The 23,694-nt window shown below is 70.8% G+C and carries 23 protein-coding genes; 11 read left to right on the top strand and 12 right to left on the bottom strand.

All coding sequences use genetic code 11. From position 1 onward, the window contains the following. Nucleotides 1-108 precede the first annotated feature (108 nt). Both ACSEEN_RS11975 and ACSEEN_RS11970 read left to right on the top strand, forming a co-directional pair. The gene (locus ACSEEN_RS11975; protein ID WP_440713288.1) at nucleotides 109-1,281 is read left to right on the top strand and encodes a 3-ketosteroid-9-alpha-monooxygenase, oxygenase component; all 1,173 of its coding nucleotides are present in this window, start codon (nucleotides 109-111) and stop codon (nucleotides 1,279-1,281) included. Further along, nucleotides 1,281-1,646 (top strand): hypothetical protein, encoded by a 366-nt coding sequence (locus ACSEEN_RS11970; RefSeq protein ID WP_440713287.1) that lies wholly within the window; start codon nucleotides 1,281-1,283, stop codon nucleotides 1,644-1,646. The genes ACSEEN_RS11975 and ACSEEN_RS11970 overlap by 1 nt, the downstream gene beginning before the upstream one ends. Nucleotides 1,647-1,797: 151 nt before the next feature. On the opposite strand, the gene ACSEEN_RS11965 is transcribed toward ACSEEN_RS11970, so the two are convergent. Further along, nucleotides 1,798-2,292: an FBP domain-containing protein gene (locus ACSEEN_RS11965; protein WP_440713286.1), complete on the bottom strand. Its 495-nt coding sequence runs from the start codon at nucleotides 2,290-2,292 to the stop codon at nucleotides 1,798-1,800. Between the two features lie 98 nt (nucleotides 2,293-2,390). Here ACSEEN_RS11965 and ACSEEN_RS11960 point away from each other — a divergent pair, with 98 nt between their 5' ends. From ACSEEN_RS11960 to ACSEEN_RS11945, 4 genes are all read left to right on the top strand, one after another. Continuing rightward, nucleotides 2,391-3,167: a VOC family protein gene (locus ACSEEN_RS11960; protein WP_440713285.1), complete on the top strand. Its 777-nt coding sequence runs from the start codon at nucleotides 2,391-2,393 to the stop codon at nucleotides 3,165-3,167. Between the two features lie 98 nt (nucleotides 3,168-3,265). Continuing rightward, the gene (kstD, locus tag ACSEEN_RS11955) at nucleotides 3,266-4,987 is read left to right on the top strand and encodes a 3-oxosteroid 1-dehydrogenase (RefSeq protein WP_440713284.1); all 1,722 of its coding nucleotides are present in this window, start codon (nucleotides 3,266-3,268) and stop codon (nucleotides 4,985-4,987) included. A gap of 4 nt (nucleotides 4,988-4,991) precedes the next feature. Further along, nucleotides 4,992-5,855 carry an enoyl-CoA hydratase ChsH3 gene (gene chsH3, locus ACSEEN_RS11950; RefSeq protein WP_440713283.1) on the top strand — a complete coding sequence of 288 codons (864 nt, stop codon included), beginning with the start codon at nucleotides 4,992-4,994 and terminating at the stop codon, nucleotides 5,853-5,855. Nucleotides 5,856-5,888: 33 nt separating this feature from the next. Beyond that, entirely contained in the window at nucleotides 5,889-6,320 is a 432-nt protein-coding gene (locus ACSEEN_RS11945; RefSeq protein WP_247866293.1) for a DUF6918 family protein, read from the top strand. Between the two features lie 13 nt (nucleotides 6,321-6,333). Here the strand turns inward: ACSEEN_RS11945 and ACSEEN_RS11940 are convergent, their stop codons facing one another. Then, a complete protein-coding gene (locus tag ACSEEN_RS11940; RefSeq protein ID WP_247866292.1) occupies nucleotides 6,334-6,480 on the bottom strand; it encodes a hypothetical protein in 147 nt (48 codons plus the stop codon). Between the two features lie 83 nt (nucleotides 6,481-6,563). On the opposite strand from ACSEEN_RS11940, the gene ACSEEN_RS11935 reads away from it, so the two are divergent. Genes ACSEEN_RS11935 through ACSEEN_RS11925 form a run of 3 tightly spaced genes read left to right on the top strand, consistent with a single transcriptional unit; the run spans nucleotide 6,564 to nucleotide 10,085 of the window. Beyond that, nucleotides 6,564-8,171 (top strand): MFS transporter, encoded by a 1,608-nt coding sequence (locus tag ACSEEN_RS11935; protein ID WP_440713282.1) that lies wholly within the window; start codon nucleotides 6,564-6,566, stop codon nucleotides 8,169-8,171. 9 nt (nucleotides 8,172-8,180) lie between these two features. Further along, nucleotides 8,181-9,425: an SLC13 family permease gene (locus ACSEEN_RS11930; RefSeq protein ID WP_440713281.1), complete on the top strand. Its 1,245-nt coding sequence runs from the start codon at nucleotides 8,181-8,183 to the stop codon at nucleotides 9,423-9,425. A gap of 33 nt (nucleotides 9,426-9,458) precedes the next feature. After that, a complete protein-coding gene (locus ACSEEN_RS11925; RefSeq protein ID WP_440713280.1) occupies nucleotides 9,459-10,085 on the top strand; it encodes a DUF2461 domain-containing protein in 627 nt (208 codons plus the stop codon). A gap of 15 nt (nucleotides 10,086-10,100) precedes the next feature. On the opposite strand, the gene ACSEEN_RS11920 is transcribed toward ACSEEN_RS11925, so the two are convergent. Continuing rightward, nucleotides 10,101-11,156, bottom strand: coding sequence for an FUSC family protein (locus ACSEEN_RS11920; RefSeq protein WP_440713333.1), 1,056 nt, complete (start codon nucleotides 11,154-11,156; stop codon nucleotides 10,101-10,103). A gap of 144 nt (nucleotides 11,157-11,300) precedes the next feature. Between ACSEEN_RS11920 and ACSEEN_RS11915 the strand changes: the two genes are divergently transcribed. Next, the gene (locus ACSEEN_RS11915; RefSeq protein WP_440713279.1) at nucleotides 11,301-12,224 is read left to right on the top strand and encodes a LysR family transcriptional regulator; all 924 of its coding nucleotides are present in this window, start codon (nucleotides 11,301-11,303) and stop codon (nucleotides 12,222-12,224) included. 13 nt (nucleotides 12,225-12,237) lie between these two features. Here the strand turns inward: ACSEEN_RS11915 and ACSEEN_RS11910 are convergent, their stop codons facing one another. Genes ACSEEN_RS11910 through ACSEEN_RS11900 form a run of 3 tightly spaced genes read right to left on the bottom strand, consistent with a single transcriptional unit; the run spans nucleotide 12,238 to nucleotide 15,882 of the window. Next, complete coding sequence (locus tag ACSEEN_RS11910) at nucleotides 12,238-13,965, bottom strand: SulP family inorganic anion transporter (protein WP_440713278.1); 1,728 nt, start codon at nucleotides 13,963-13,965, stop codon at nucleotides 12,238-12,240. A 58-nt stretch (nucleotides 13,966-14,023) separates the two neighbouring features. Next, on the bottom strand, nucleotides 14,024-15,244 hold the full coding sequence (locus ACSEEN_RS11905; protein ID WP_440713277.1) for a sensor histidine kinase: 1,221 nt from the start codon (nucleotides 15,242-15,244) through the stop codon (nucleotides 14,024-14,026). Then, entirely contained in the window at nucleotides 15,241-15,882 is a 642-nt protein-coding gene (locus ACSEEN_RS11900; RefSeq protein WP_440713276.1) for a response regulator, read from the bottom strand. Before ACSEEN_RS11900 ends, ACSEEN_RS11905 begins: the two co-directional genes overlap by 4 nt. A gap of 184 nt (nucleotides 15,883-16,066) precedes the next feature. Between ACSEEN_RS11900 and ACSEEN_RS11895 the strand changes: the two genes are divergently transcribed. Beyond that, the gene (locus ACSEEN_RS11895; protein WP_440713275.1) at nucleotides 16,067-16,525 is read left to right on the top strand and encodes a hypothetical protein; all 459 of its coding nucleotides are present in this window, start codon (nucleotides 16,067-16,069) and stop codon (nucleotides 16,523-16,525) included. 479 nt (nucleotides 16,526-17,004) lie between these two features. On the opposite strand, the gene ACSEEN_RS11890 is transcribed toward ACSEEN_RS11895, so the two are convergent. From ACSEEN_RS11890 to ACSEEN_RS11865, 6 genes are read right to left on the bottom strand one after another with little or no spacing between them, the layout of a single operon-like run. Next, a complete protein-coding gene (locus ACSEEN_RS11890) occupies nucleotides 17,005-18,624 on the bottom strand; it encodes an AMP-binding protein (RefSeq protein ID WP_440713274.1) in 1,620 nt (539 codons plus the stop codon). Nucleotides 18,625-18,653: 29 nt separating this feature from the next. Next, nucleotides 18,654-19,832 carry a lipid-transfer protein gene (locus ACSEEN_RS11885; RefSeq protein WP_440713273.1) on the bottom strand — a complete coding sequence of 393 codons (1,179 nt, stop codon included), beginning with the start codon at nucleotides 19,830-19,832 and terminating at the stop codon, nucleotides 18,654-18,656. Next, complete coding sequence (locus tag ACSEEN_RS11880) at nucleotides 19,829-20,251, bottom strand: MaoC family dehydratase (protein WP_440713272.1); 423 nt, start codon at nucleotides 20,249-20,251, stop codon at nucleotides 19,829-19,831. The genes ACSEEN_RS11885 and ACSEEN_RS11880 overlap by 4 nt, the downstream gene beginning before the upstream one ends. After that, nucleotides 20,248-21,423, bottom strand: coding sequence for a bifunctional MaoC family dehydratase N-terminal/OB-fold nucleic acid binding domain-containing protein (locus tag ACSEEN_RS11875; RefSeq protein ID WP_440713271.1), 1,176 nt, complete (start codon nucleotides 21,421-21,423; stop codon nucleotides 20,248-20,250). The genes ACSEEN_RS11880 and ACSEEN_RS11875 overlap by 4 nt, the downstream gene beginning before the upstream one ends. Continuing rightward, a complete protein-coding gene (locus tag ACSEEN_RS11870) occupies nucleotides 21,420-22,586 on the bottom strand; it encodes an acyl-CoA dehydrogenase family protein (protein WP_440713270.1) in 1,167 nt (388 codons plus the stop codon). Before ACSEEN_RS11870 ends, ACSEEN_RS11875 begins: the two co-directional genes overlap by 4 nt. After that, entirely contained in the window at nucleotides 22,571-23,632 is a 1,062-nt protein-coding gene (locus ACSEEN_RS11865; protein WP_440713269.1) for an acyl-CoA dehydrogenase family protein, read from the bottom strand. The genes ACSEEN_RS11870 and ACSEEN_RS11865 overlap by 16 nt, the downstream gene beginning before the upstream one ends. Nucleotides 23,633-23,694 lie beyond the last annotated feature (62 nt).

Below are 23,694 nucleotides of genomic sequence, written 5' to 3'. Positions count from 1 at the left end.
TCGTTGCGTACGGGGTCGCTGATTCAATATTAGAACACGTTCTCATTCTGATGTGGAACGTGTTCTACTATTGGAGTCGACAGAGCTGTTCGTAGGAGGCGACCGACCATGACTGCGACCCCCAGTGGCGTCCGGGAGATCGATACCGGCAACCCGCCGAGCCGTTTCGCGCGCGGCTGGCACTGCATCGGCCTGGTGGACCAGTACACCGACGGCAAGCCGCACTCACTGGAGATCTTCGGCACCAAGATCGTCGTGTGGGCCGATTCGGCGGGCGAGGTGAAGGCACTCGACGCCTACTGCCGCCACATGGGCGCCGATCTCGCGCAGGGCACGGTGCGCGGCGACAACATCGCCTGCCCGTTCCACGGCTGGCAGTGGAACGGCAAGGGCCGCTGCGCTCAGGTGCCGTACGCCAAGCGGAACCCGAAACTGGCCAAGACCCGCCCCTGGCCGACGATGATCCGCAACGGCCAGGTGTTCGTCTACAACGACCCCGAGGGCAACCCGCCGCCGGAGGACTGCGTGATCCCCGAGGTGGCCGAGTTCGGGTCGGACCAGTGGACGTCGTGGACGTGGAACACGCTGGTCATCGAGGGCTCCAACTGCCGGGAGATCATCGACAACGTGGTCGACATGGCGCACTTCTTCTACGTCCACTACGCGCTGCCCGACTACTTCAAGAACGTCTTCGAGGGCCAGACCGCGGCCCAGTACATGAACAGCCACGGCCGTCCGGACGTCGGGATCTCCACCGCCTACGGCGACACCCGGCTGGAGTCGATCGCGGCGTATTACGGGCCGTCGTACATGCTCAACCCGATGGTGCAGTACTACGGCGAGTACGCCGTCGAAACCATCCTGACCAACTGCCACTACCCGATCGACGCGAACTCGTTCGTCCTGATGTTCGGCGTGATGGCGAAGATCCCCGACGGACTCTCGCCCGAGCAGGCCGACAAGATGGCGAAGAAGATCACCGCGGGCATCGAGGTCGGCTTCCTGCAGGACGTCGAGATCTGGAAGCACAAGACCCGCATCGACAATCCGCTGCTGGTCGAGGAGGACGGCCCGGTCTATCAGCTGCGACGCTGGTACGAGCAGTTCTACGTCGACGTCGACGAGGTGACCGACGAGATGACCGCCCGCTTCGAGTACGAGATCGACACCTCGAAGGCACTGGAGAACTGGAACATCGAGGTGCAGGAGAATCTGCGGCGCCAGGCCGAGGAGAGGGCCGCGCGCGAAGCGGCGAGCGCCCCCGAGAACACCACGGTCTGATGGCCGCCACGCGAGGCTGGGCCAAGGCGCCGGACTACACCGGGGATCCGGCGCGCCTGGCCGCCATCGCGACGGCCACCGCCCGGGACAAGCGGCACTACCTGCGCGGCGGCCTGACCGAACTGGAATGCCGCGCGTGCCACGGCTGCGTGCTGGTGAAGAAGACCAGTCCGCACCACACGAGCGTGCAGTGGACCGACGACGCCCTGGCCCGCTGCCCGGAGATCGCCGAGATCCGCGCCGGCGGCGGCAATCCCGCCCTGCTGCCGACCTGTCCCCGCCTGTCCGCGTCGATCGATCACGGCGTCGCCGAGGGCATCGTGCCGCCGCGCTCCCCCGCCGCCGACCCCGACGGGTACTGGTGACACCGCCGGAGCGATCTGTCGCGGATCGTGTCGGGGCCGAAATCCGTCGCGGATCCGCTGGGAGATCCGGCAAGATCCGCGACGGAAATCCTCGCCCGACAGAATCCGCGACAGATCGACGCCGGAGCACGAGTCGGCCGCACGCCCGGCGCTAGCCCGCCTCGGAGACGACCTCCGCGACGAACGCACCGACCCGGCGACGCAATTCGGCGATCTGCGACTCCCGGATCGCGTCGAGGTCGGTGCCCTTGTGGTACGCGGGCGGGAGCTTGCGGACGTTCCTGTTGCACCCGAACGACTCGCAGACCAGCACCCCGACGCTGTCACCACGGCGGCCGCGCGCACCCACCCGGCGCGCGGTGTAGAGGACGGCATCCTCGTCGACGTCCACATCCCGGCACCAGGCGCACATCACGCGGCGGGGCGACTTCGCCATGGAGCGGTTGAGGACGAGCGCAACGGGACCGTCGTCGTGCGGCACCACGAGGTACGCCCGGCGGGGCGCCTTCCGGTCCCGCCAGGCGTAGAACTCCAGGCGCTCGAAGTCCACCCGGTCGAAGTCGAGCGGGAAGCTCACCCGGTCCAGTTCACTCTTGGTGGCGCCCCGGAACGCGGCGAGGATCTGCTCTTGCGTCAGCGACTGCATAGGCCGTCCATCGTAGTCGCGCCGACGGAGGTGAACGACAGTCGACGGATCGCGGCAAGCCCTTTCGCGCCGGCCCGCGCCGGTGGAGGATGGACCCCATGACTGCTTACTCCGCACCCGTCGGCGCTCCCATCTGGTTCGACCTGTCGACCACCGATCCGCTCACCGCGGCGTCGTTCTACAACGAGATCTTCGGCTGGGATGCGGAGGTCGCGTCCGAGGAGTTCGGCGGCTACCAGAACTTCACCCTGAACGGGAAGCGCGTGGCCGGGATGATGCCGTACATGCCCGAGGGCGGCGGTCCGGAGAACGTCTGGTCGGTCTATCTGCGCACCGACGATGCGGCGGCCACCTCCGAGGCGGTGAAGCAGGCCGGCGGGCACGTGATCGTCGAGCCGATGAAGGTGGGCGACGAGGGCACCATGGCCGTGTTCATCGACCCGGCGGGCGCGGCGATCGGCGCGTGGCAGTCGGACAAGCACACCGGCTTCGCCGAGTGGGGCGTGCCGGGCGCCCCGTACTGGTTCGAGAACCTGTCCACCGATCAGCCCGCGGCCGTGCCGTTCTACGAGAAGGTCTTCAGGGCGCGGCCGCAGGTCGTGGAAGGGGCGCCGGGCAACTACACGCAGTACTTCTGGGGCGACACGTCGTACGGCGCCACCATGAACGCAGCCGGCATGCTGCCCGAGGGCACACCGTCGTACTGGGGCATCTACATCACGGTCGACGACGTCGAAGCGACCCTCCAGAAAGCGGTGGATCTCGGCGGCGGCATCGTGATGGGCCCGGACGTGACGCCGTGGGGCACGCTCGCCGCCATCACCGACCCGCTCGGCGCGATCATCAGCCTCGGCAAGGCGCCCGAGGGCATGTAGCGGGCCTCGGCTACCCCTGGAACACGTTCTCGTTTATGCTCGCATACTGGAACGTGTTCTAGTTTGTGGCGGCCCGGCCGCCCACAGGAGGAAAGCCGATGACGCAGGCAGCCGAGACCGTGGACGTCGTGGTGGTGGGTGCCGGGGGCGCCGGCCTGGCCGCCGCGCTCACCGCCGCCACCGAGGGCCTGCGGACGGTCCTGATCGAGAAGTCGCCGTACTGGGGCGGTTCCACGTCCCGCTCCGGCGGCGGCGTCTGGATCCCCAACAATTCGGTGCTGCGCCGCGACGGTGTGACCGACACCGTCGAGGCCGCCCGCACGTACGTCCACGCGATCATCGGCGAGCACGCGCCCGCCGAGCGGATCGACACCTACATCGATCGCGGACCCGAGGCGCTTGACTACCTGATGGCGCACGCGCCGCTCGACCTCGAGTGGGTCAAGGACTACTCCGACTACTACCCGGAGGCCCCCGGCGGGCGGGTCGGCGGCCGCTCGGTGGAGCCGCGGCCGTTCGATGCACGACGCCTCGGCGCCGACCTGGACACGCTGCACCCGCAGTACACCAAGGCACCGCTCAACATGGTGGTGCTGCAGAGCGACTACAAGTGGATGAACGTCGGCCTGCGGCACTGGCGCGGCGCGGCCAAGATGGCGAAGGTCGCCGGGCGATTCACCTGGTCCAAGAGCCGCCACAAGAAGATGATCGCGATGGGCGCCGCGCTCGCCGCCGAGCTCCTGCTGGGCTGTCGTGAGGCCGGGGTCGACCTCCGGCTGAACACGCCGATGACCGGGCTGATCGTCGAGGGCGGGAAGGTCGTGGGAGTGCGGACCACCCGCGGCGACGAGCCGCTGGAACTGCGCGCGCGGTTCGGCGTGATCCTGACCAGCGGCGGCTTCGAGCACAACGCGGAGATGCGCGCCGAATACCAGCGCGCACCGATCGGTACCGAGTGGACCACCGGGGCGCCGTCGAACACCGGCGACGGCATCCGCGCGGCGCAGGCGGCCGGGGCGGGCCTCTCACTGATGGACGACGCCTGGTGGGGCCCGACCATCCCGCTGCCCAAGGGACCGTGGTTCGCGCTGTCCGAGCGCAGCGTGCCCGGCACGTTCATGGTGAACGAGCGGGGCGAACGATTCATGAACGAGTCGCTTCCCTATGTCGAGGCCGTGCACCAGATGTACGGCGGCGAATTCGGGCAGGGCGCCGGCGCCGGCGCGAACATCCCGGCGTGGCTGGTGATGGATCAGCGTTGCCGCAACCGCTACCTGTTCGCCGGAATACCCGCCCGGCAGCCGCTGCCCAAGCGCTGGCTGGAGTCGGGCGTGGTGGTCAAGGCGGGCACCGTCAGCGAACTCGCCGCCAAGATGGGCGTTCCGGCCGACACGCTCGCCGCCACCACCGAACGCTTCAACCGGTTCGCGCACACCGGCGTCGACGACGACTTCGGCCGCGGGAAGAGCGGGTACGACAACTACTACGGCGACCCCACCAACAAGCCGAACCCGAATCTGGGTCCGGTCGACCGTGCGCCGTTCTACGCGGTCAAGATGGTGCCGGGCGACCTGGGAACCAAGGGTGGGATCGACACGGACGCGGCCGGTCGTGCCCTGCGCGCCGACGGCACCGTGATCGACGGTCTCTACGCCGCGGGAAACACCAGTGCCCCGGTGATGGGTCACACGTATGCCGGGCCCGGCGCGACCATCGGGCCGGCGATGGTGTTCGGCTACCTGGCCGCCCTCGACGTCGCGGCGCGGGCGCGGCGCAAGCCCGCCGCCCCGGACACCTCCGACGCGGCCGTGGGGGCGTAGCGCCATGCCGATCGATCCCGCCGTCGCCGTCGGCGCCGAACTCGGCGCGACCACCTTCTCCTGGACCCCGCGGGAGGTGGCGCTCTACAACCTGGCCGTCGGCGCCGCCGCCGATCCGATGGACACCGGCGGCCTGGGCTACGTCGACGACACCGAGCCCAAGGTGCTGCCGACCTTCGCCACCGTGGCGGCGACCTTCCTCGCCACCGAGCCGCCGAAGGTCCGCTTCCCCGGCGTCGACATCGACCTCGCCAAGGTGGTGCACGGCAGCCAGGAGGTTCGGGTGCACCGGCCGCTTCCCGCATGCGGAACGGCCACCACCCGCACCCGGATCGCGGAGGTCCAGGACAAGGGTTCGGCGGCGGTGATCGTGCAGGAGTCGGAGACCGTCGACGACGCGGGCGTCCCGCTGTGGACGGCGCGCAGTTCGATCTTCGCCAAGGGTGAGGGCGGCTTCGGTGGGGAACGCGGGACGTCGAGTCGGGTGTCGTATCCCGAGCGCGACCCCGATCACGACCTGCTCGTTCCGACGCTGCCGCAGCAGGCCCTGCTCTACCGCCTGTGCGGCGACCGGAATCCGCTGCACAGCGATCCGTCATTCGCCGCGGCGGCCGGATTTCCGCGGCCGATCCTGCACGGGCTCTGCACGTACGGCACGGTGTGCCGGGCGCTGATCGACGACGTCTTCGGCGGTGACCCGGCCTCCGTCGGCGCGTTCTCGGCGAGTTTCGCCGGGGTGGTGTTCCCCGGCGAGACGCTCCGGATCCGCGCCTGGGAGGATGGCAACCGACTGCTGGCGACCGCGTCGATCGTCGAACGCGACGACGCGCCCGCGCTGGGCGATGTGGTGGTGCAGCGGTCGTCCTGAGAAGAGTTCCCACGCCTGGAAAGGGCCGCCCGCATGTCTTCGCTCGCTCCCCTGCTCACCGACCGCGCCGCCGTCTCGAACGATCTCGCGGAGGTGATCGACGCCCAGGTCAAGGCGCAGACGGGGATGTCGGGCACCGCGGTGAAGGGCGCCTACGCGGCGGCCCGGAAGTTCAAGCCGGGGATCGTCGTCGCGGCGACGTCGGCCATGCTGCCCGACTTCCTGGATGCGCTGTCGCCGCTGTGGGATTCCCGGCCGGCCGGAACGTCGTTCGGCGCCCATCTCGCGGCCCGTTCCGACGAGGCGAGTGAGGCACTGCTCGCGGTGACCGACCGCCAGGCGCAGACCGCTCCGGCGGCCCTCGCGAAGGCCTACAAGAGCCTGCGCGGCAAGGCCAAGACCTACGTGGCGCAGGCGCTGGTGCCGGTGGGCGACGTGATCGAGCGTCACGCCGCCGGGGCCTGAGCGGCCCGATCGGTCAGGCGGCGCCGGCGAGGATGATCAGGATGACGGCCAGGAGACCGGCGAGCATGGTCAACAGGGCGACCACTCGCCAGACGTGGAGCCGGACCGGAGCCAAGTCGGTGACGGATGCTCGGGAGGGTGCGACGTGCTGAGTAGCCATGACGGTTCACTTTCGGTTGGACGCGGCGTGAGCCCGTGCAACCACTGTGACACAAGTTACGAAAGTTTCAGGTGAGGAGCGTTATGCGTGTCGGGACGTGGAGCCTTCGGACCATCTGGCTGATTCTGGTCGCCTGTTTCGCCGTCAGTCTGGTGGTGGCGGCGATGGCCGCGCTGAACACCGCCCTGCCCGACATCGCCCGTGACGTGCACGCGTCCAGCTCGGACATGACCTGGATCATCGACGGATACACGCTGGTCCTGGCCGCACTGCTGCTACCGGCCGGCGCCCTCGGTGACCGTTTCGGCCGCCGCGGCATCCTGATGATCGGCCTGGTGATCTTCGGCTTCGCGTCGCTGGCCGCGGTCTGGGTCGACACCCCCACCGCGCTGATCCTCACCCGCTGCGCGGCCGGGGTGGGCGCCGCGCTGATCATGCCGACCACGCTGTCGCTGATCACCGCGGGCGTGCCACGCGAGCAGCGGGCGATCGGGGTGTCGGTCTGGGCCGCGGTGGCCGGTATCGGCGCCATCCTCGGCTTCTTCGTCACCGGCGTGCTGCTGATGTTCTTCAGCTGGCATTCGGTGTTCATCGCCTTCGCGATCTCGGCCGCCGGCACCCTGGCCCTGACCTTCACCGTCGGCAGTTCCAAGGACGACGATCCCGGCTCGTTCGACGTCCTCGGCTCGCTCACCTCGGTGCTCGCGGTGGCGGGCGTCGTCTTCGGACTGCTCGAAGCACCGACGCGCGGGTGGAGCGATCCGCTGGTGCTGGTCGCCCTGATCGGCGGCGTGGTGCTCGGCGGGCTGTTCATCGTGATCGAACGACGCCGGACGTCACCGCTGCTCGACGTCGGACTGTTCCGCAACCGCGCCTTCGCGTCCGGTTCGCTGTCGGTGGCGCTGCAGTTCTTCGCGTCGTTCGGCGTCTTCTATCTGATCCTGCTGCTGCTCCAGCTGATCTACGGCTACTCCCCGCTGCGGTCGGCGTTCGCGCTGATTCCGATGGTCGTGGGCGTCGGAGTCTTCGCGCTGCTGGGCAACTGGGTGGCGGTGCGTTTCCACTCGCTGCGCTTCGTGCTGGCGGCCGGAATCGCCATCGCCGGCGCCGGGGTGCTGGCGATCGGCATCGTCGACCCGGACGTCTACTGGAAGCTCGCGATCATGCTCGGCGTGTGCGCGGTCGGGATCGGGCTGGCGACCGCGCCGTCGACCACCGCCATCATGTCGAACACGCCGCTGGAGAAGCAGGGCGTCGGCTCGGCCGTCAACGACACCGCGCGGGAACTCGGCGCCGCGATCGGTATCGCCCTCGCCGGCAGCCTGGTTGCCGCCGGATATGCGAGCCGTATCGGGCCGACCGCCGATGCCGCCCACCGGCAGATCGCCGCACTCGATCCGGCGTCCGCGGATGGCGCCGCCGACGGGATCCGCCGCTCGCTGGCCGGGGCCGTCGCGGTGAGCGACCAGCTGCCGCCGCAGGCCGCACCCCTCGCCGACTTCATCCGCACCGGCGCCGAGAACTCCTTCCTGCCGCCGATGCAGCAGGCCTGCCTGGTGCTCGGCGGCATTCTGCTGGCGGGCGCGGTCTTCCTGGGGTGGTTCGCTCCGCGGCAGGTGATCGCCACGGAGCCCGAACTCGCCGCCGGGCCGGAGCTCGTCGCGGGATCGCCCGTCGGCGACTCGCCGTAGAATCGTCGAGTGCTGGCCGTCCCACTTCTCGCGGCGGTCATCGTCGCCGCTGTCGCTGCACGCCGGTTCTCGCCCGCGTGGATCGCGGTGCCCGCCGCCGGGCTGGTGGTGGTCACCGGGATGGCATCCTGGCGGGCCGCGGCCGACGAACTCGTCTTTCTCGGTCCCACCCTCGGTTTCCTCGCCGCCATGCTGGTGGTGGCTCAGGTCTGCGCGCGGACCGGGGTGTTCATCTGGGTGGGCGCGGCGATGGCACGGCTGGGCCGGGGATCCCCGGTGCGGCTGCTGCAAGCGGTGTTCGCGGTCGCCGCGGCGACCACCGCCACGCTCTCGCTCGACACGACGATCGTGCTGTTGACGCCGGTGGTCGTGCTCGCCGCGTATCGCACCGGTGCCCGGATCGCGGCGCCCAGCGCGGCCACCGCACACCTGGCGAACTCGGCGTCGACCCTCCTGCCGGTGTCGAATCTGACCAACCTGCTCGCCTTCGGCGTGATCGGCGTCGGTTTCGCCGAGTTCGCCGGCCTGATGGCGCTGCCGTGGCTCGTCGCGATCGGCGTCGAGTACGCCGCGTTCCGCTGGTTCTTCCGCGGGCGGCTGGGCGACGGCGCCGTCGCGCCTGACACCGGGGATCCGCCAGCCCGCGCGCCGCGGGCCGCGCTGATCGGTCTCGGTCTGCTTCTCGTCGCGTTCGTGGCGGCCGGTCCGCTCCACCTGCCGCTCGCGGCGGTCGCCGGGGCGGGAGCGCTGGTGATGGTGCTGCCGTCGCTGCTGCGCTCGCCGGTCCGGACCGCCACCGAGACCGTTCGCGCGGCGAACATCCCGTTCCTGCTGTTCGTGGCGGCGCTCGGCGTCGTCGTGCTGCCGGTGCGCGAAGGGCCGGCCGGCCACGCGCTGGCTGGGCTGGTGCCCTCCGGCAGCGGTTTCCTCGCCCTGCTGGGCGTCGCGGCGCTGGCCGCGGTGGCCGCGAACCTGTTCAACAATCTCCCGGCGGTGCTGCTCCTGCTGCCGGTGGTCGCCGACCGCCCGGGCATGGCGCTCGCGATGCTGCTCGGGGTCAACATCGGGCCGAACCTCACCTACTTCGGGTCGCTGGCGAACCTGTTGTGGCGCGAGATGACGCACCGGGCCGGCGCGCGGCCGTCGGCCCGGCAGTACACGGCGCTCGGTCTGCTCACCGTGCCGCCGGCGCTGGTGTGCTCGGTCGCCGCGCTCTGGGTCGCGCTGCACTGGGTCGCACCGCATCGGGTGTGACCGCGGCGCGGGTGGTCGTCGTACGCTCGACGCATGACGTTCGACGGTTTCCCCGAGGCCGCCCTCGACTTCTACGACGACCTCGAGATCGACAACTCGAAGGTCTTCTGGGAGGCGCACAAGGACACGTACGCCACGGCCGTGCGCGCGCCGATGACGGATCTGATGGCCGAACTGGCCGACGAGTTCGGCGCCGCGAAGATCTTTCGCCCCCACCGTGACGTGCGTTTCTCGAAGGACAAGACCCCGTACAAGACCCACCAGGGCGCCTTCATCGCGACCGCTCCGGCGACCGGCTACTACGCACACCTCGGGGCGCCCGGCTTCCGCGTCGGCGGCGGCTTCTACGAGGCGAGCGCTGAACGACTCGCCGCGCTCCGGGCCGCCATCGATCACGACCGCCACGGCGCCGAACTGGCGAAGATCCTCGGAAGACTCGAACGCGCCGGCTGGACCATCGACGGCGATCGCCTCAAGACCGCCCCGCGCGGCTGGCCCAAGGATCATCCCCGCATCGAGCTGCTGCGCCATCGCTCGCTGACCGCGATGCGCGACTACGGCTTCGACGAGGTGATCCACACGCCGGGCCTGGTCGCCCGGGTCCGTGCCGACTGGCGTCAGGTGACCCCGCTGATCGACTGGGTCACCCGGCACGGATAGCGCCGCGCCGGCGGGTCAGCGGGCGATGTCGACGACGTGCACGGTCGACGCGCGACGCGGACCCCGCACGACGACGGCCACCGTGACGCCGACGGCGACGCCCAGCAGCGTGTCCAGGGTGCGTTCGACGATCATCCGGGCCGGGTCGGCCGGTGTCTCGAGTTCGCTCAGCAGCATGATCAGCGGCGTGAAGAAGCCGATAGCCAGAGCGTAATGCCTGGTCATGAACAGTTCCGTCGGGAAGATCAGCAGCAGGATCAGCGCGACGAGCCCGGTGCTCCCCAGGTGCAGCGGCACCAGCGCCGCGGTGACGGCGAGGCCGACCAGCGTCCCGGCGATCCGGTGCCCGGCCCGGCGCAGCACCATTCGCAGCTCCGTCGACGACACGCTGCCGCTCTCGATGGCCGCCAGCGGCACCGCGGCGGCGGCCATCGCCCAGTTGGCGTGCGCGAATCCGAACAGCAGGCCGATCGAGCCGGCGCCGCCCACCGCCAGTAGATAGCGCAGCGCATGCACCCGGGCCGCTTGGACCTGTTCCCGGCCGACGGCGGGCGCCGGGTGCACGGAGACCGGCGAGGTGTCCGTCCGGCGGCCGATCCGGCCGATCGCCGCGGCCAGCAGCGCGGTCCCGGCGCCGAGCGCGATCGCGATCTCCGGCCGCACGGTCGACGCGGGCACCAGAGCCGTCGCGCCGAGAGCGAAGATCGCGAAGAACGGCCCGGCCGGCCGCAGGCGCCACCGGTCGGCCAGCAGCGACGCGGCCCCGGCGAAGGTCGTCTCGACGATCACCAGGATCCATCCGGCGGCGTGCGCCTGCGACAGCGTGACGCCGATGACCATGCCGGCGCACAGCAGCGCACCACCGCGCAGCTGGGCGAGCGTCCGCGTCCGCCCGCGATCGGTCCGCCCGTACATGCCGGCGAACGATCCGAAGACCGCGTACACGAGCAGTTCGGGACGGCCGATCGCGAGCAGCACCACGCCCGGGATCGCCAGCGACGCGGCCACCCGCAGGGCATGCGTGTGATCCTCGCGGCCGGGCCGGTAGGCGTCGGGCACGCTCACGCGCATCGTCGTCACGCAGGAGTCCTTTCGTCGCTCTCCATGGTCGGGCACCCGGCGGCAGTACGTCCAACATCGAGCACCGTGCAGCCGATCGGCGGCGCCTATCGCCGCCGGTAGACGCCCGGTTCGGCGCCGTGCTACAACCGTCGAATGCTGTTCCGCCAGCTCGAGTACTTCGTCGCCCTCGCCGCCGAGCGCCATTTCGCACGCGCGGCGGCGGCCTGCTACGTGTCACAGCCCGCGCTGTCGGAGGCGATCCGCAAACTGGAACGCGAACTCGGTGTCCCGCTGGTGCGCCGCGGCCAGAACTTCGAGGGCCTCACCACCGAGGGCGAACAGCTCGTCACCTGGGCGCGGCGTATCCTGGCCGACCGCGATGCGATGAACCTGGAGGCGGCGGCCTTTCGGACCGGGGTGAGCGGCGACCTCCGGCTCGGCGTGATCCCGGGCGCGGCGACCACGGTGGCCGCATTGGTCGACACCTTCTGCGCCGCTCATCCGCGCGCCCGGATCCGCCTCGACGCCGGACTGCGATCCGGGGAGATCGCCGAACGGGTCCGGCGCTTCGAGCTCGACGCCGGGCTCCTCTATCCGGACGGAGTCGACACCGCCGGGCTGGTGCTCACCACGCTCTACCGGGAACGACACGTCCTCGTCGGCACCGCCGGCCTGCTCGAGGACGCCTCACTCGACGACGACCCGGCCGGCCCGACGTGGTCCGGCGTCGCCGGACTGCCGCTGTGCCTGCTGCGACCCGGCATGCGCGGGCGCGATCTGGTCGACGAGGCCGCCGCGGCGCACGGCACCCGGCTGCGGCCGCGGGTCGAGACCGACTCGGTGGCGACCCTGATCGCCCTGACCGAGACCGGCCGATGGGCGTCGATCGTGCCGCACGCCTGGCTCAGCGCGCTGCCCTCGCCGGCCCGACTGCGGACCGTCGCCCTGCCGAGCGCCCTGGACGACGCCGCACCGCTCGGCGCCCGGGTCGCCCTGGTCCGGGCCGACACCGAACCGACGTCGGTGCTCACCGCCGCCTTCGAGTACGAGGCCCGGAACGCGGCCTGGACCGGCTGAGCGGTCCCGCGGATCAGTCGTCCTCGTCGAGGATCTCGTCGACCATCGAGCCGACCGTCGGAGCGAAGTGGCCGGGCCCGAAGCGCGGTTCGCCGTTCACCTTGAGCCGATACCGCTCCAGCTGACGGCGCACCGGATCCTTCATCTCGGCGAAGACCAGGTCGATGCCGTGTTTGGAGAGGTAGTCGTCGAGTTCCACCAGCTCGTCGATCGCGGAGGAATCGATGTCGGTGATCGGCTCGCAGGCCAGCACGACGGTCGCGATCTCGCGGCCCGCCGACCGCGCCGCCTTCACCTCGCCGCGCACCCAATCGTCGAACATCGCGCCGTTCGCGAAGAACAGCGGGGCGTCGAACCGCAGGATGAGGGTCGCCGGGACGCGGCGCGCGTTCGGGTAGCTGGCGAGGTCGTGATAGCCGCGCAGGCCGGGGACGTCGCCCAGCTCGGTCCGGTACGGTCTCGACACCGAGTAGACGAACGCGAGGACGGCCAGGCCGATCGCCACCAGGATGCCCTGCAGCACGCCGAGCACCGCGACACCACCGAACGCGACGACACTGATCAGGCCCTCGACCCGGTCGATCCGGAACAGCTCGATCACCGAGCTCACGTCGACCAGCGCGAGCGCGGCGGTGATCACCACCGCGGCCAGCGCCGACGACGGCAGATACCGGGTGATGCCCGGGACCAGCAGCAGCGCGAGCAGCACCAGCAGCGCCCCGGTGACCGACGACAGCTGACTCCGCGCCCCGGACGATTCGGCGACCGCGGTCCGCGAGCTGGAGCCGATCGCCGGGAACCCCCCGAAGAAGCCGGCCGCGACGTTCGCGAGACCGACGGCCCCGACCTCCTGATTGCCGTTCACGGTGTATCCGGCCCGCGCGGCGAAGGTCCGCGACAGCACGCTGGTGTCGGCGAACGCGATCAGCGCGATACCGGCGGCCGGAACCATCAGCTCCACCCAGTCGTGCCAGATGCGCGACGGCAACTCCGGTGTCGGCAGCCCCGGCGGCATCGCCCCGACCACCGGCACGTCGTGCTGCCACGCCGCCGCGGCCAGGAAGATCATGGCGCCGACCACCGCGATCAGGACCCCGGGAATCGCCCGGCGCCACCATTTGAGCAGCAGGATCACCGTCAGGGCGACCACCCCGATCGCCGCCGCCTTCGGCTGCACCTCGCCGCCCACGATCCCCTTCCAGTCCTCGACGATCACCTCGACGATCGACGCCCCGTCCCCGGAGAAGCCCAGCAGCTTGGGCACCTGGCCCAGCACCACCACCAGCGCGATCCCGTTGAGGTAGCCGATGCGGATCGGTTTGGCGAGCAGCGTGGTGAGGAAACCGAGCCGGAACAGCCCGGCCAGCACCAGGATGATGCCGACCTCGATCGCCAGCACCCCGGCCAGTTCGACGCGCCGCGGCGAGCCGGCGACGGCGAGCGGCACGATCGCGGCCGCGATGATCGGCGCCAGCGCCGAGTCGGGGCCGAGGACCAGGATGCGCGACGGTCCGATCACCGCGTACACCAGGATCGGGATGATGGTCGCGTACAGACCGGTGACCGGCGGCAGCCCGGAGACCTCCGCGTAACCGAGCCCGGCGGGGATCATCAGCGCGGCGACCGCGACGCCCGCGACCAGGTCACCACGCAGCCAGCCGAGCCGGTAGGCCCGGACGGTCGCCAGCGCCGGCAGCCCACGCGCCAGGTACCGGACACTCCGCGTTCCCCCGCGATTCATGGAGCGATCATCCCGCACCCCGGCGACCGGCGCGGCCCGATCGGGCCGGGCACGACGGTCAGTCCGGCAGCGGCACCGCGGCGATCGCGACGGTCCCGCCGCCGGTGCGCTCGGCGAAACTCAGCGTGCCGCCGACCGCGGCGAGTCGTACCCGGCGCGACGACAGCCCCAGATGCCCCTCGGCGAGCCGGGCCGCGAGCCGCTCCGGCCGCACCTGTTCCGCGGGCATCCCGACACCGTCGTCGACGACGACCAGCCGTGCACCGCCGTCGTCGTCGACTTCGAGAGTCATCTCCACTCGCCGCGCCCGGGCGTGCTTGACGACGTTGGTCAGCAGTTCCCGGGCGGTCGCGTACAGCACCTCGTCGATCGGCGACGGCCCCGGCGGCCAGGCGGCGGTGTCGACGATCACGACCAGGCCCGGCGCCGCGGTCGACGTCGCCAGATCCCCGAGCGCCACCGCGAGTCCGTGCTGTTCCAGCACCGCCGGATGCAGCGAGGTCAGCGTCGAGCGCAGCAACCCGGACGACTCCCGCAGCGCCTCGTCGACGCGGTCGGCCGCCGCGGAGTCCCCGCGCCGGACGGCACCGAGTTCGCCGCGCGCGGCCAGGACGTACTGCAGCACGCCGTCATGCAGGGCCTCGGCCAGGTCGCGGCGGGCGCGCCGGTCGACGCTGAGGACGTCGTCGAGCAGTCGTGCGCGGTCGGCGGCCAGCCCGGCGATCGTCTCGACGCGCGACCGCTGCAACCGGGAGATGCCGATCGCCCCGACGGCCAGCCCGCCGATCACCAGCGTGTGCAGCAGGACCAGCGACCACGGCTCACCGTTCGCCGGGCGGGCGGCGACGCTCGCCCCGAAGAACACCACGGTCGCCGGGATCGCGACGGCCGCACAGATCGCCGGCCGCAGCTGGGTGGCCGCTGCCATCGGGATCAGCGCGAAGCCGGTCAGCAGCACGTCGGACGTCCAGCTGATGGTGTCCGAGTAGGCGGCCAGCACCGCGACCGCGGTGACCGCGGCGAGGTCGACGAACAGCGCCGACCAGGCCCAGCGCAGGGTCCGCGGCCCCGGATGCCGGGCCGGGAAGACGGTCGCCACCGCCCAGACGAGGTAGCAGCCGACGACGGTCCAGATCAGCACCGCCCAGCTCGCCGGCGGGTCGAAGAGGACGGCGAGCACCAGGAACACCGCGAGGAACAGCCGCAGGACCACCTGCACGCGCATCCCCAGGAGGGCGTGATCGGCGTGAATGCGATCGATCTCCGGTGACGCGCTCATTCGATCAGGCGCCGCCGCATGCCCTCGGCGACGGCCGCCGCCCGATCGGAGACACCCAGCTTCTGGTACAGGTTCGCGGCGTGCGTCTTGACCGTCGACGCGCCGATGTAGAGTTCGCCGGCGATCTGCGGGATCGACAGTCCCCGGGCGAAGCCGTCGAGCACCTGCCGCTCCCGTTCGCTCAGCGCCGGCGCCTCGGGGCCGGCCTGCTGCCGGATCTGCACGACGAGCCCGTCCGCCAGCTCGGGCGGCAGCACCGTCTCACCGCGCGCCACCCGTTCGACGGCACCGACTATGGCGTCGCGATCGGTCTCCTTGGACAGGTACCCGGACGCGCCCTCGCGCAGTGCCTCGAAGACCACCGCCGAATCGGTGACCGCCGACAACAGCAGCACCTTGGTGGGCAGCCCGTCGCGCACCACGGCGTGCACCAGGTCGACGCCGGTCATCCCGGGCATCTGATAGTCCACGACGGCGACCTCGGGCCGCAGTTCGGCGATCAGGCCCAGGCCGGTGCGCACATCGGCGGCCTCCCCGACCACCGTCATCCGGCCGCTGCTCGCCAGACCGCGGGAGACTCCGTCCCGGAAGAACGGGTGGTCATCGACCACGACGACGGAGATCGACCTGGGCGCCATGCCCGGTCACCCTACTCGCCGGGCCACCCCGCCCTCCCCCGATCGGGGGAGGGCGCGATCAACCGGGCGATCCACCCGTCGGGGGACTCCGCGAAGCCCCTACGCCCGGCAGAGTCATAGGTGTCAGAAACAACGACGGCCACCACCCCACAAGGGCACCGGCCACCAGACAGGGAGACACACCATGACCACCCGGAACACCACCATCAAGACCCGCACCACCGCCGTGATCGCCGGATTCGGCGCCCTCGCCGCCGTCGCCACCGGTGCTGCGGCCGGAGCCGCCCACGCCGGTACCCTGCCGGCCGGCCAGTCCACCGTCGCGATGACGCTGACCAACCACACCGATCGCACCGAGTACCTCGCCGGCGCCAACCCGGGCAGCGGCCACTGGATCAACGCGCCCCGCCGCACGCTGGCGCCCGGAGCCAGCGAGATCGTCACCGCCGCCGCCCCGCACGCCCAGACCGTGACCGTCGACTACCGGATCGGTGCCGCCGGACCCCACGCGATCTACCAGCTCGTCAACACCCCGGCCGGCGCCAACACCAATGCCACCGGCACCACCGGCGGCCACTACTTCATCAACGCGAACCTCAGCAGCGGCTACCCGCACACCAACGTCGGCTACGACCTCTGGTGAGCCGGTCGTGATCGACTGAGACTGCGGAGAGAGACCGGGTCCGAGGGCACTGCGCCCCCGGACCCGGTCCGCAACCCCGCCACCTGTTGAGCCGCCCCAAGCCCGACAGCCGAACGCCGTCTCGAATAGACCGTTGAGCCGGTCGGGCCCCCCGGGGCCCGACCGAGTCGAAACGACCTTCCGCAGTCCAGCGGCGCGTTTCGACACGGTCTTGCCTGGCGGCTCGACCGGCTCAACGGGCGGCCGGGGGCAACCCCGCCGCCCATTGAACCGCCCCAAGCCCCGACAGCCGAACCCCGTCTCGAAAAGACCGTTGAGCCGGGGCCCCCGGGGGCCCGACCGAGTCGAAACGACTCTCCGCAGTCCAGGTGCGTTTCGACTCGATCTCGCCTGGCGGCTCGACCGGCGGGGCGAGCGGTTGAGCAGCCCCGCCGCGTCGACAGCGGTCAGGTCGTCGAGGAAGTACCGGAACCGCGGAGCTACACCGATACCGGCGCCGCCTCGGCGGCGGCCTTGGCCCACCGGTAGTCCGCCTTGCCCGCCGGGGTGCGGCGCACCTCCTCCACGAACACGACCGTGCGCGGCACCTTGTATCCGGCCAGCGACGTCCGGCAGAACTCCTGCAACTCCGCCAGGGTCGGTTCGGCTGCACCCTCGGCCACCTGCACGACGGCCGCGACGCGCTGCCCGTACTTCGGGTCGGGGGCCGGGACGACGAGAGCGTCGGCCACCGCCGGATGCCCGTGCAGCGCGGCCTCCACCTCCTCGGCGTAGACCTTCTCGCCGCCGGTGTTGATGCACTGGCTGCCGCGGCCGAGGAACACGATGTTGGCCTCGTCGTCGAGATAGCCCATGTCGCCGAGCACGGAGATCCGGGTGCCGTCGGCCATCGTCGGGAACGTGCGCGCCGTCTTCTCCGGGTCCTTGTAGTAGCCGAGCGGAATGTTGCCGACCCGCGCGATGTAGCCGACCTCGTTCGGCGTGGTGATCCGCTCGAAGTGCTCGTCGACCACCATCATCCGGTCCGTCGGCGGCACCTTGAGATTGCCGTTCTCGTCGATCATGATCTCGCCGTCGTTCCCGGACTCGGACGCGCCGAAGTTGTCGCGCAGCACGAGTTCCGGCTTCACCGCGGCGAACCGGTCGCGCACGCTCTTGCTCCAGATGGCACCGCCGGAGGCGATCATGAACAGCGACGAGTAGTCGACGTCGCCGGCCCGCTTCTCCATCTCCTCGACCAGCGGCATACCCATCGCGTCGCCGACGATCAGGATCATCTGCGTCTGGTCGCGCGGGATGTTCGCCACGATGGACTCCGGATCGAAGTCGCGTTCCAGGATCAGCCGCCCGCCCAGGCTCAGGAAGGTGAACAGCGAGTACGACGCGGCCCCGTGCATCAGCGGCGCCGCGATCAGGAACGCCAGCGACGGGAAGTTCGCCACCTCGCGGCCCAGTTCCTCGTAGCTCTCCCGCGCCGGACCGTACGGGTTGCCGCCGGAGATCGGCTTGCGGAAGAAGTCGTCGTGCTGCCAGACCACGCCCTTCGGGTAGCCGGTGGTGCCGCCGGTGTAGATCAGGTACAGCTCCTCACCGTTGCGCTGCGGGAAGTCGCGCTCGGTCGACTGCTCGGCGACGTCGCCGAAGTCCACCAGCGTGACCGACTCGTCGGCGTCGACGGCCGAGCGCAGCGCGTCGGTCACCTCCCCGATCACGACGACGACCCGCAGGTCGGGCAGGCTCGGCAGCAGTCCGGCCAGCATGTCCTGGTGCTCGGGCAGCTCGACGAAGACGGCGGCCGCGTCGGAGTTGGTGAAGATGTACTCCAGCTCGGGCGCGGTGTAGCGGTAGTTGACGTTGACCGGCACCGCCCCGATCTTCAGCATGCCGAGCAGTGCGAGGACGTGCTCGACGCTGTTCTTCAGGTACAGCGCCACCTTGTCGTCGCGGCCGATCCCGTTACCGGCCAGCAGGTGCGCGACCTGGTTGATTCGCGGGTCCATCTCGGCGTAGGTGTAGCCCGTCCCCTCGTAGGTCAGCATCACCCGGTCCGGCACCGCATCGGCGACGGTCTCGAAGACGGAAGCGAGGTTGAACTTCATCGTGGTTCTCCTTGCGAGGGCTGGATCGGTCAGTCGGTGGTCAGGATGAGGCCGGAGGTGGGGACGCCGGTGCCGGCGGTGACCAGGGCGGAGCGTGCTCCGTCGACCTGGTTCACCGAGTCGCCACGCAGCTGGCGGACGGCCTCGGCGATGCCGTTCATGCCGTGGATGTAGGCCTCGCCGAGTTGTCCCCCGTGGGTGTTCAGCGGGAGCCGACCGCCGACCTCGAGCGCACCCGGCTCGGCGACGAAGTCCTTCGCCTCCCCGCGGCCGCAGAAGCCGAGTTCCTCGAGCTGCATCAGCGTGTACGGGGTGAAGTGGTCGTACAGGATGGCGACGTCGACGTCGTCGGGTGCGAGTCCGGCCTGGGCCCACAGCTGACGCCCGACCAGGCCCATCTCCGCCAGCCCGGCGAGTTCGTCGCGGTAGTAGCTGGTCATGATGAACTGATCGCGTCCGCTGCCCGAGGCCGCCGCCGCGATCGAGACCGGACGTTGCCGCAGGTCGGCGGCCCGTTCCGGCGAGACGACGACGATCGCGACGCCGCCGTCGGACTCCTGGCAGCAGTCCAGCAGGTGCAGCGGCTCGGCGATGTACCGACTCGCCTGATGGTCCGCCAAGGTGATCGGCTTGCCGTAGAAGAAGGCCTTCGGATTCACCGCGGCGTGCTTGCGGTCGACGACGGCGATGCGCCCGAAGTCCTCGCTCGTGGCCCCGTACTCGTGCATGTAGCGCCGCGCGACCATCGCCACGAAAGCCGCCGGGGTCGACAGACCGTGCGGATAGGAGAACGCGTTGTCGGTGCCCGACGAGTTCTCCTGGTTCGCGACGGCCGCGTTGACCTGGCCGAACCGGTTCCCCGACCGCTCGTTGAAGGCCCGGTAGGCGACGACGACGTCGCACACTCCGGTCGCGACGGCCATCGCCGCCTGCTGCACCGTCGAACACGCCGCACCGCCGCCGTAGTGGATGCGGGAGAAATAGGTCAGTTCGCCGATGCCGACGGCCCGCGCGACGGCCACTTCCATGTTGGTGTCCATGGTGAAGGTCACCAGGCCGTCCACCTCCGCGGCGGTCAGGCCGGCGTCGGACAGTGCCGCCTCGACGGCCTCGGCGGCCAGCCGGAGTTCACTGCGCCCGGACTCCTTGGAGAAGTCGGTGGCGCCGATCCCGGCGATGGCGGCCTGCCCGGACAGGGTGCGGGTCACTGTTCCTCCAGGGTGAAGGTGACCGTGGAGATCACGTGCTTGCCGAGCGGGTTGGTGCCGGTCACCGCGACCTCGACGGTGTCTCCGCACTCCGCCTCCGCACCCGCCCCCTGAGCTTGTCGAAGGGCCACCACCTCACCGGTGAAGGTGAGCGTGTCGTGCGCGTACCAGGGCACGCCGAGTTTCAGCGTGATCGACGCGATGCGGGCGCGGGGACCGGCCCAGTCGGTGACGAACCGCTCCACCAGCCCGGTGTCGGTGAGGATGTTGACGAAGATGTCCTTGGAGCCCTTCGCCTGCGCGAGGTCCCGGTCGTGATGGACGTCCTGGAAGTCGCGGGTGGCCAGCGCCGTCGCGACCACGAAGGTCGGGGTCGCCTCGATCGTCAGGGGCGGCAGGGTGTCGCCGACGCGGATCATCGTGCCCGCCAGGCGTAGAGGGTCCAGGATCTCGACGAGGTGGTTCCTGAGCGGAGTCGAAGGGTGGTTCCTGAGCGGAGTCGAAGGGCTCGATCAGCATGGTCGTCGTCGAAGTCGAGGAATTCCACCTCGACGTCCATGCCGATCTGGACATCGGCGGGATCCACGCCGCGCAGTTCGCCGAGCATCCGCACCCCTTCCTCGAGTTCCACCAGCGCGACCACGAACGGCAGCGACCTGCCGGGCACCTTCGGCGCGTGATGCACGACGAAGCTGTACACCGTCCCCCGCCCGGAGGCCACCACGTAGTCGGTGGGCGGGAACTCGCCGTCGTCGCCGCGGGGCTTCCAGGTGGCCGGAATCGGTGGATGGCGGAGGGTGCCGTCGCCCTGCCGCTGGATGCGCAGCTCGTGGGCGGCGACGCCGTCCCAGAAGAAGGCGGTGTCGCGGGAGACGGTGGGGCGGATCATCGCCGACGGGTCCAGGTCGGTGCGGTCCCGAAGCTGTTCCGGCGCAGGGTCTCGACGAGGTGGTTCCTGAGCGGAGTCGAAGGGTGGTTCCTGAGCGGAGTCGAAGGGTGGTTCCTGAGCGGAGTCGAGGGGCTCGACCGGCGTAGGCCGCGCGGCGGGCCGGAATTTGAGGATGCGGAAGTTCATCTCGGCCACCGTCTCGTCGCCGACCCGCCAGGTGTTGCGGGTGGTGAAGAACCAGCCCTCGCCGAGCGCGGTCTGCTTGGGGCCGGCGACGTCGATGAGCTCCGCGGAGAGCGTCACCTCCTCGCCGGGGCGCGTGTAGCGGTGGTAGACGGTGTCGCAGTTGGTGGCGACCACCGACGTGTACCCGGCCGCGTCGAACAGTTCCGTCGCGCGGCCGAGCGGATCGTCGTCGGCGCGCACGCCGTGCAGACCGCGCATGGTCCACACCTGCGCCATGGCGGGCGGGGCGACGACGCCGGGGTGCCCGGCGGCGCGGGCCGCGTCGTCGTCGACGTAGATCGGATTGGCGTCGCCCATCGCTTCGACCCAGTTGTGGATCATCGGCCGGTTGATCGGATCGCGGCCGCCGATCGGCGCGCTCGGCCCGGCCGCCATGATCTCGCGGGCGGCAGCTTCGATCTCCGCCGGCTGAGCCCTTCGACTCCGCTCAGGAACCACACCGTCGAAGCCGGTCATCGCTTGCTCCTCGGCAGCCCGAGTCCGGCCGTCGCGATCATGTCGCGCATCACCTCGTTGACGCCGCCGCCGAAGGTGATCACCACGTTCCGTTTCGCCTGGATGTCGAGCCATTCGGCGAACGCGGCGGTGGCCGGATCGGTCAGGTCGCCGTAACCGGCGAGGACGTCGTCGATCATTCGGTAGATCGCTTGCAGCCGCTCGGTGGCGAACACCTTGGTGGCCGCGGCGTCGGCCATCGAGATCTCCCCCGAGCTCGCGACCTGCCAGTTGAGCAGTTCGTTGAGCCGCTGGTAAGCGCCGATCCGGGCGACCGTCCGGCGCACCTCCTGCTCGCAGATCACCGGCCGTCCGTCGTAGGTGGCGCCGGTGGCCCAGGCCCGCAGGCGGTCGGCGAGGCCGCCGATACGACCGGCCGGACCGAGCATCACGCGCTCGTGGTTGAGCTGGGTGGTGATGAGCTTCCAGCCGTCGCCCTCCGCGCCGACCCGCATCGCGACCGGTACCCGCACATCCTGGTAGTAGGTGGCGTTGACGTGGTGGGCGCCGTCGGCGGTGATGATCGGGGTCCACGAGAACCCCGGATCGGTGGTGTCGACGATCAGGATCGAGATACCCCGGTGCTTCGGGGCGTCGGGATCGGTCCGGACCGCGAGCCAGATGAAGTCCGCGTCGTGCCCGCCGGTGGTGAAGACCTTCTGGCCGTTCACCACGTACTCGCCGCGGTCGGCGTCGAGCACGGCGCGGGTGGTGAGCGAGGCCAGATCGGTGCCGGCCGCCGGCTCGGTGTAGCCGATCGCGAAGTGCACGTCACCGGCCAGGATGCCGGGCAGAAAACGTTCCTTCTGCTCGGGTGTCCCGAACCGTTGCAGCGTCGGACCCACCGTCTGCAGGGTCACCGACGGCAGCGGGACGTCCGCGCGCACCGCTTCGTCGGTGAATATCTGCTGCTCGATCTCGCCGAATCCCTTGCCGCCGTATGCCTCCGGCCAGCCGACGCCGAGACGGCCGTCCGCGCCGAGTTGCTTGACGATGCCGCGGTAGGCGGCACCGTGCCGCTGCGTCCGCAGTTCGGCCTCGTCCTCCGGCGAGATGAGGCCGGCAAAGTAGTCCCGCAGCTCGGCGCGCAGGTGCCGCTGTTCCGGGGTCAGTTCGGGGAACATGCCGCCTCCTTCACGGTGACGTCGGCGAGCGCATCGAGCGCGGCCGTCGGGCCGCCGGCGAGTCGTGCCAGGTCCTTGGCCAGCGAGAAGTACCGGTGCAGCGGGTAGCTGCGGTCGACGCCGATCCCGCCGTGCAGGTGCGTCATGGTGCGCAGCGCCGCGGGCAGTTCGGCGGCCATCCAGTACGACGCGGTGGCCAGATCCTCGTCGGCATCGCGCCCGGCGGCCAGCCGCCAGGCCGCCGAGGTGGCGATCAGGTGCAGCGTCCGCGAGACGACGTAGACGTCGGCGAGTTGCTGCCCGACCGCCTGGAACGCCGCGATCGGCTTCCCGAACTGCTGCCGCTCGCTCACGTGCGCGGCGGTGCGCTCCATCGCCCCGGCCAGCAGTCCGTCGGCGTAGGCCGCGCACAGCGCGCGATACACGTCGCCGAGCGGCGCACCGTCGAGCACGGCGGCCGGCTGCGCTCCGTCGAAGGTGACCGCGAACTCCGCGGCCCCGGTGGACGACGGCGTGCGCGTCAGGAGCACGCCCGGCGCGGACGGATCGACGACGGCGGCGCCACCGGCGATCTGGACCAGCAGCGCACCGGCGCCCTCGGCGAATTGGACGCCCACCGCGGTCCCGGACAGCCGTCCGGCGGCGTCGAGCGCGAGGCGCGACGGCGCACCGGGAGCCGGGTTGCGCTCACCGAGTGCCACCGCGAACCAGCCGCCGCCGGTCACGACCGGCGCCCAGCGACGCGCGGCCTCGTCGTCGTGCACCAGCGCGGCGGTGCCGGTGAGCGTGGCGATCAACGGGGTGACGACGGCCCCGCGGCCGGCCCGCACCGCGAGCGGTGCCAGCGCATCGAGAGCGAGCCCGTCACCACCGGCGGTCGCGGGCAGGCCGAGCACGGTGAGCCCGGCGCCGGTCAGCGCCGCCCAGGCGGCCCGGTCGAAGCCGTCGGCGGCGAAGGCAGCCGTCCAGTCCGGACTCAGTCTGCTCACCACCTCGTCGGCCGCCTCGGCGACCGCCGCTCCCGCCTCATCGAGGGTGAAGTCCACCCGATCCTCCCAAGTGCTCGCCGCGAAGAAGTTAGAACACGTTCTATCTTAGAACACGTTCT

Source organism: Gordonia marina, from assembly GCF_052036135.1.
Classification (GTDB): domain Bacteria; phylum Actinomycetota; class Actinomycetes; order Mycobacteriales; family Mycobacteriaceae; genus Gordonia.
This window is presented reverse-complemented; position numbering and strand designations above follow the sequence as displayed.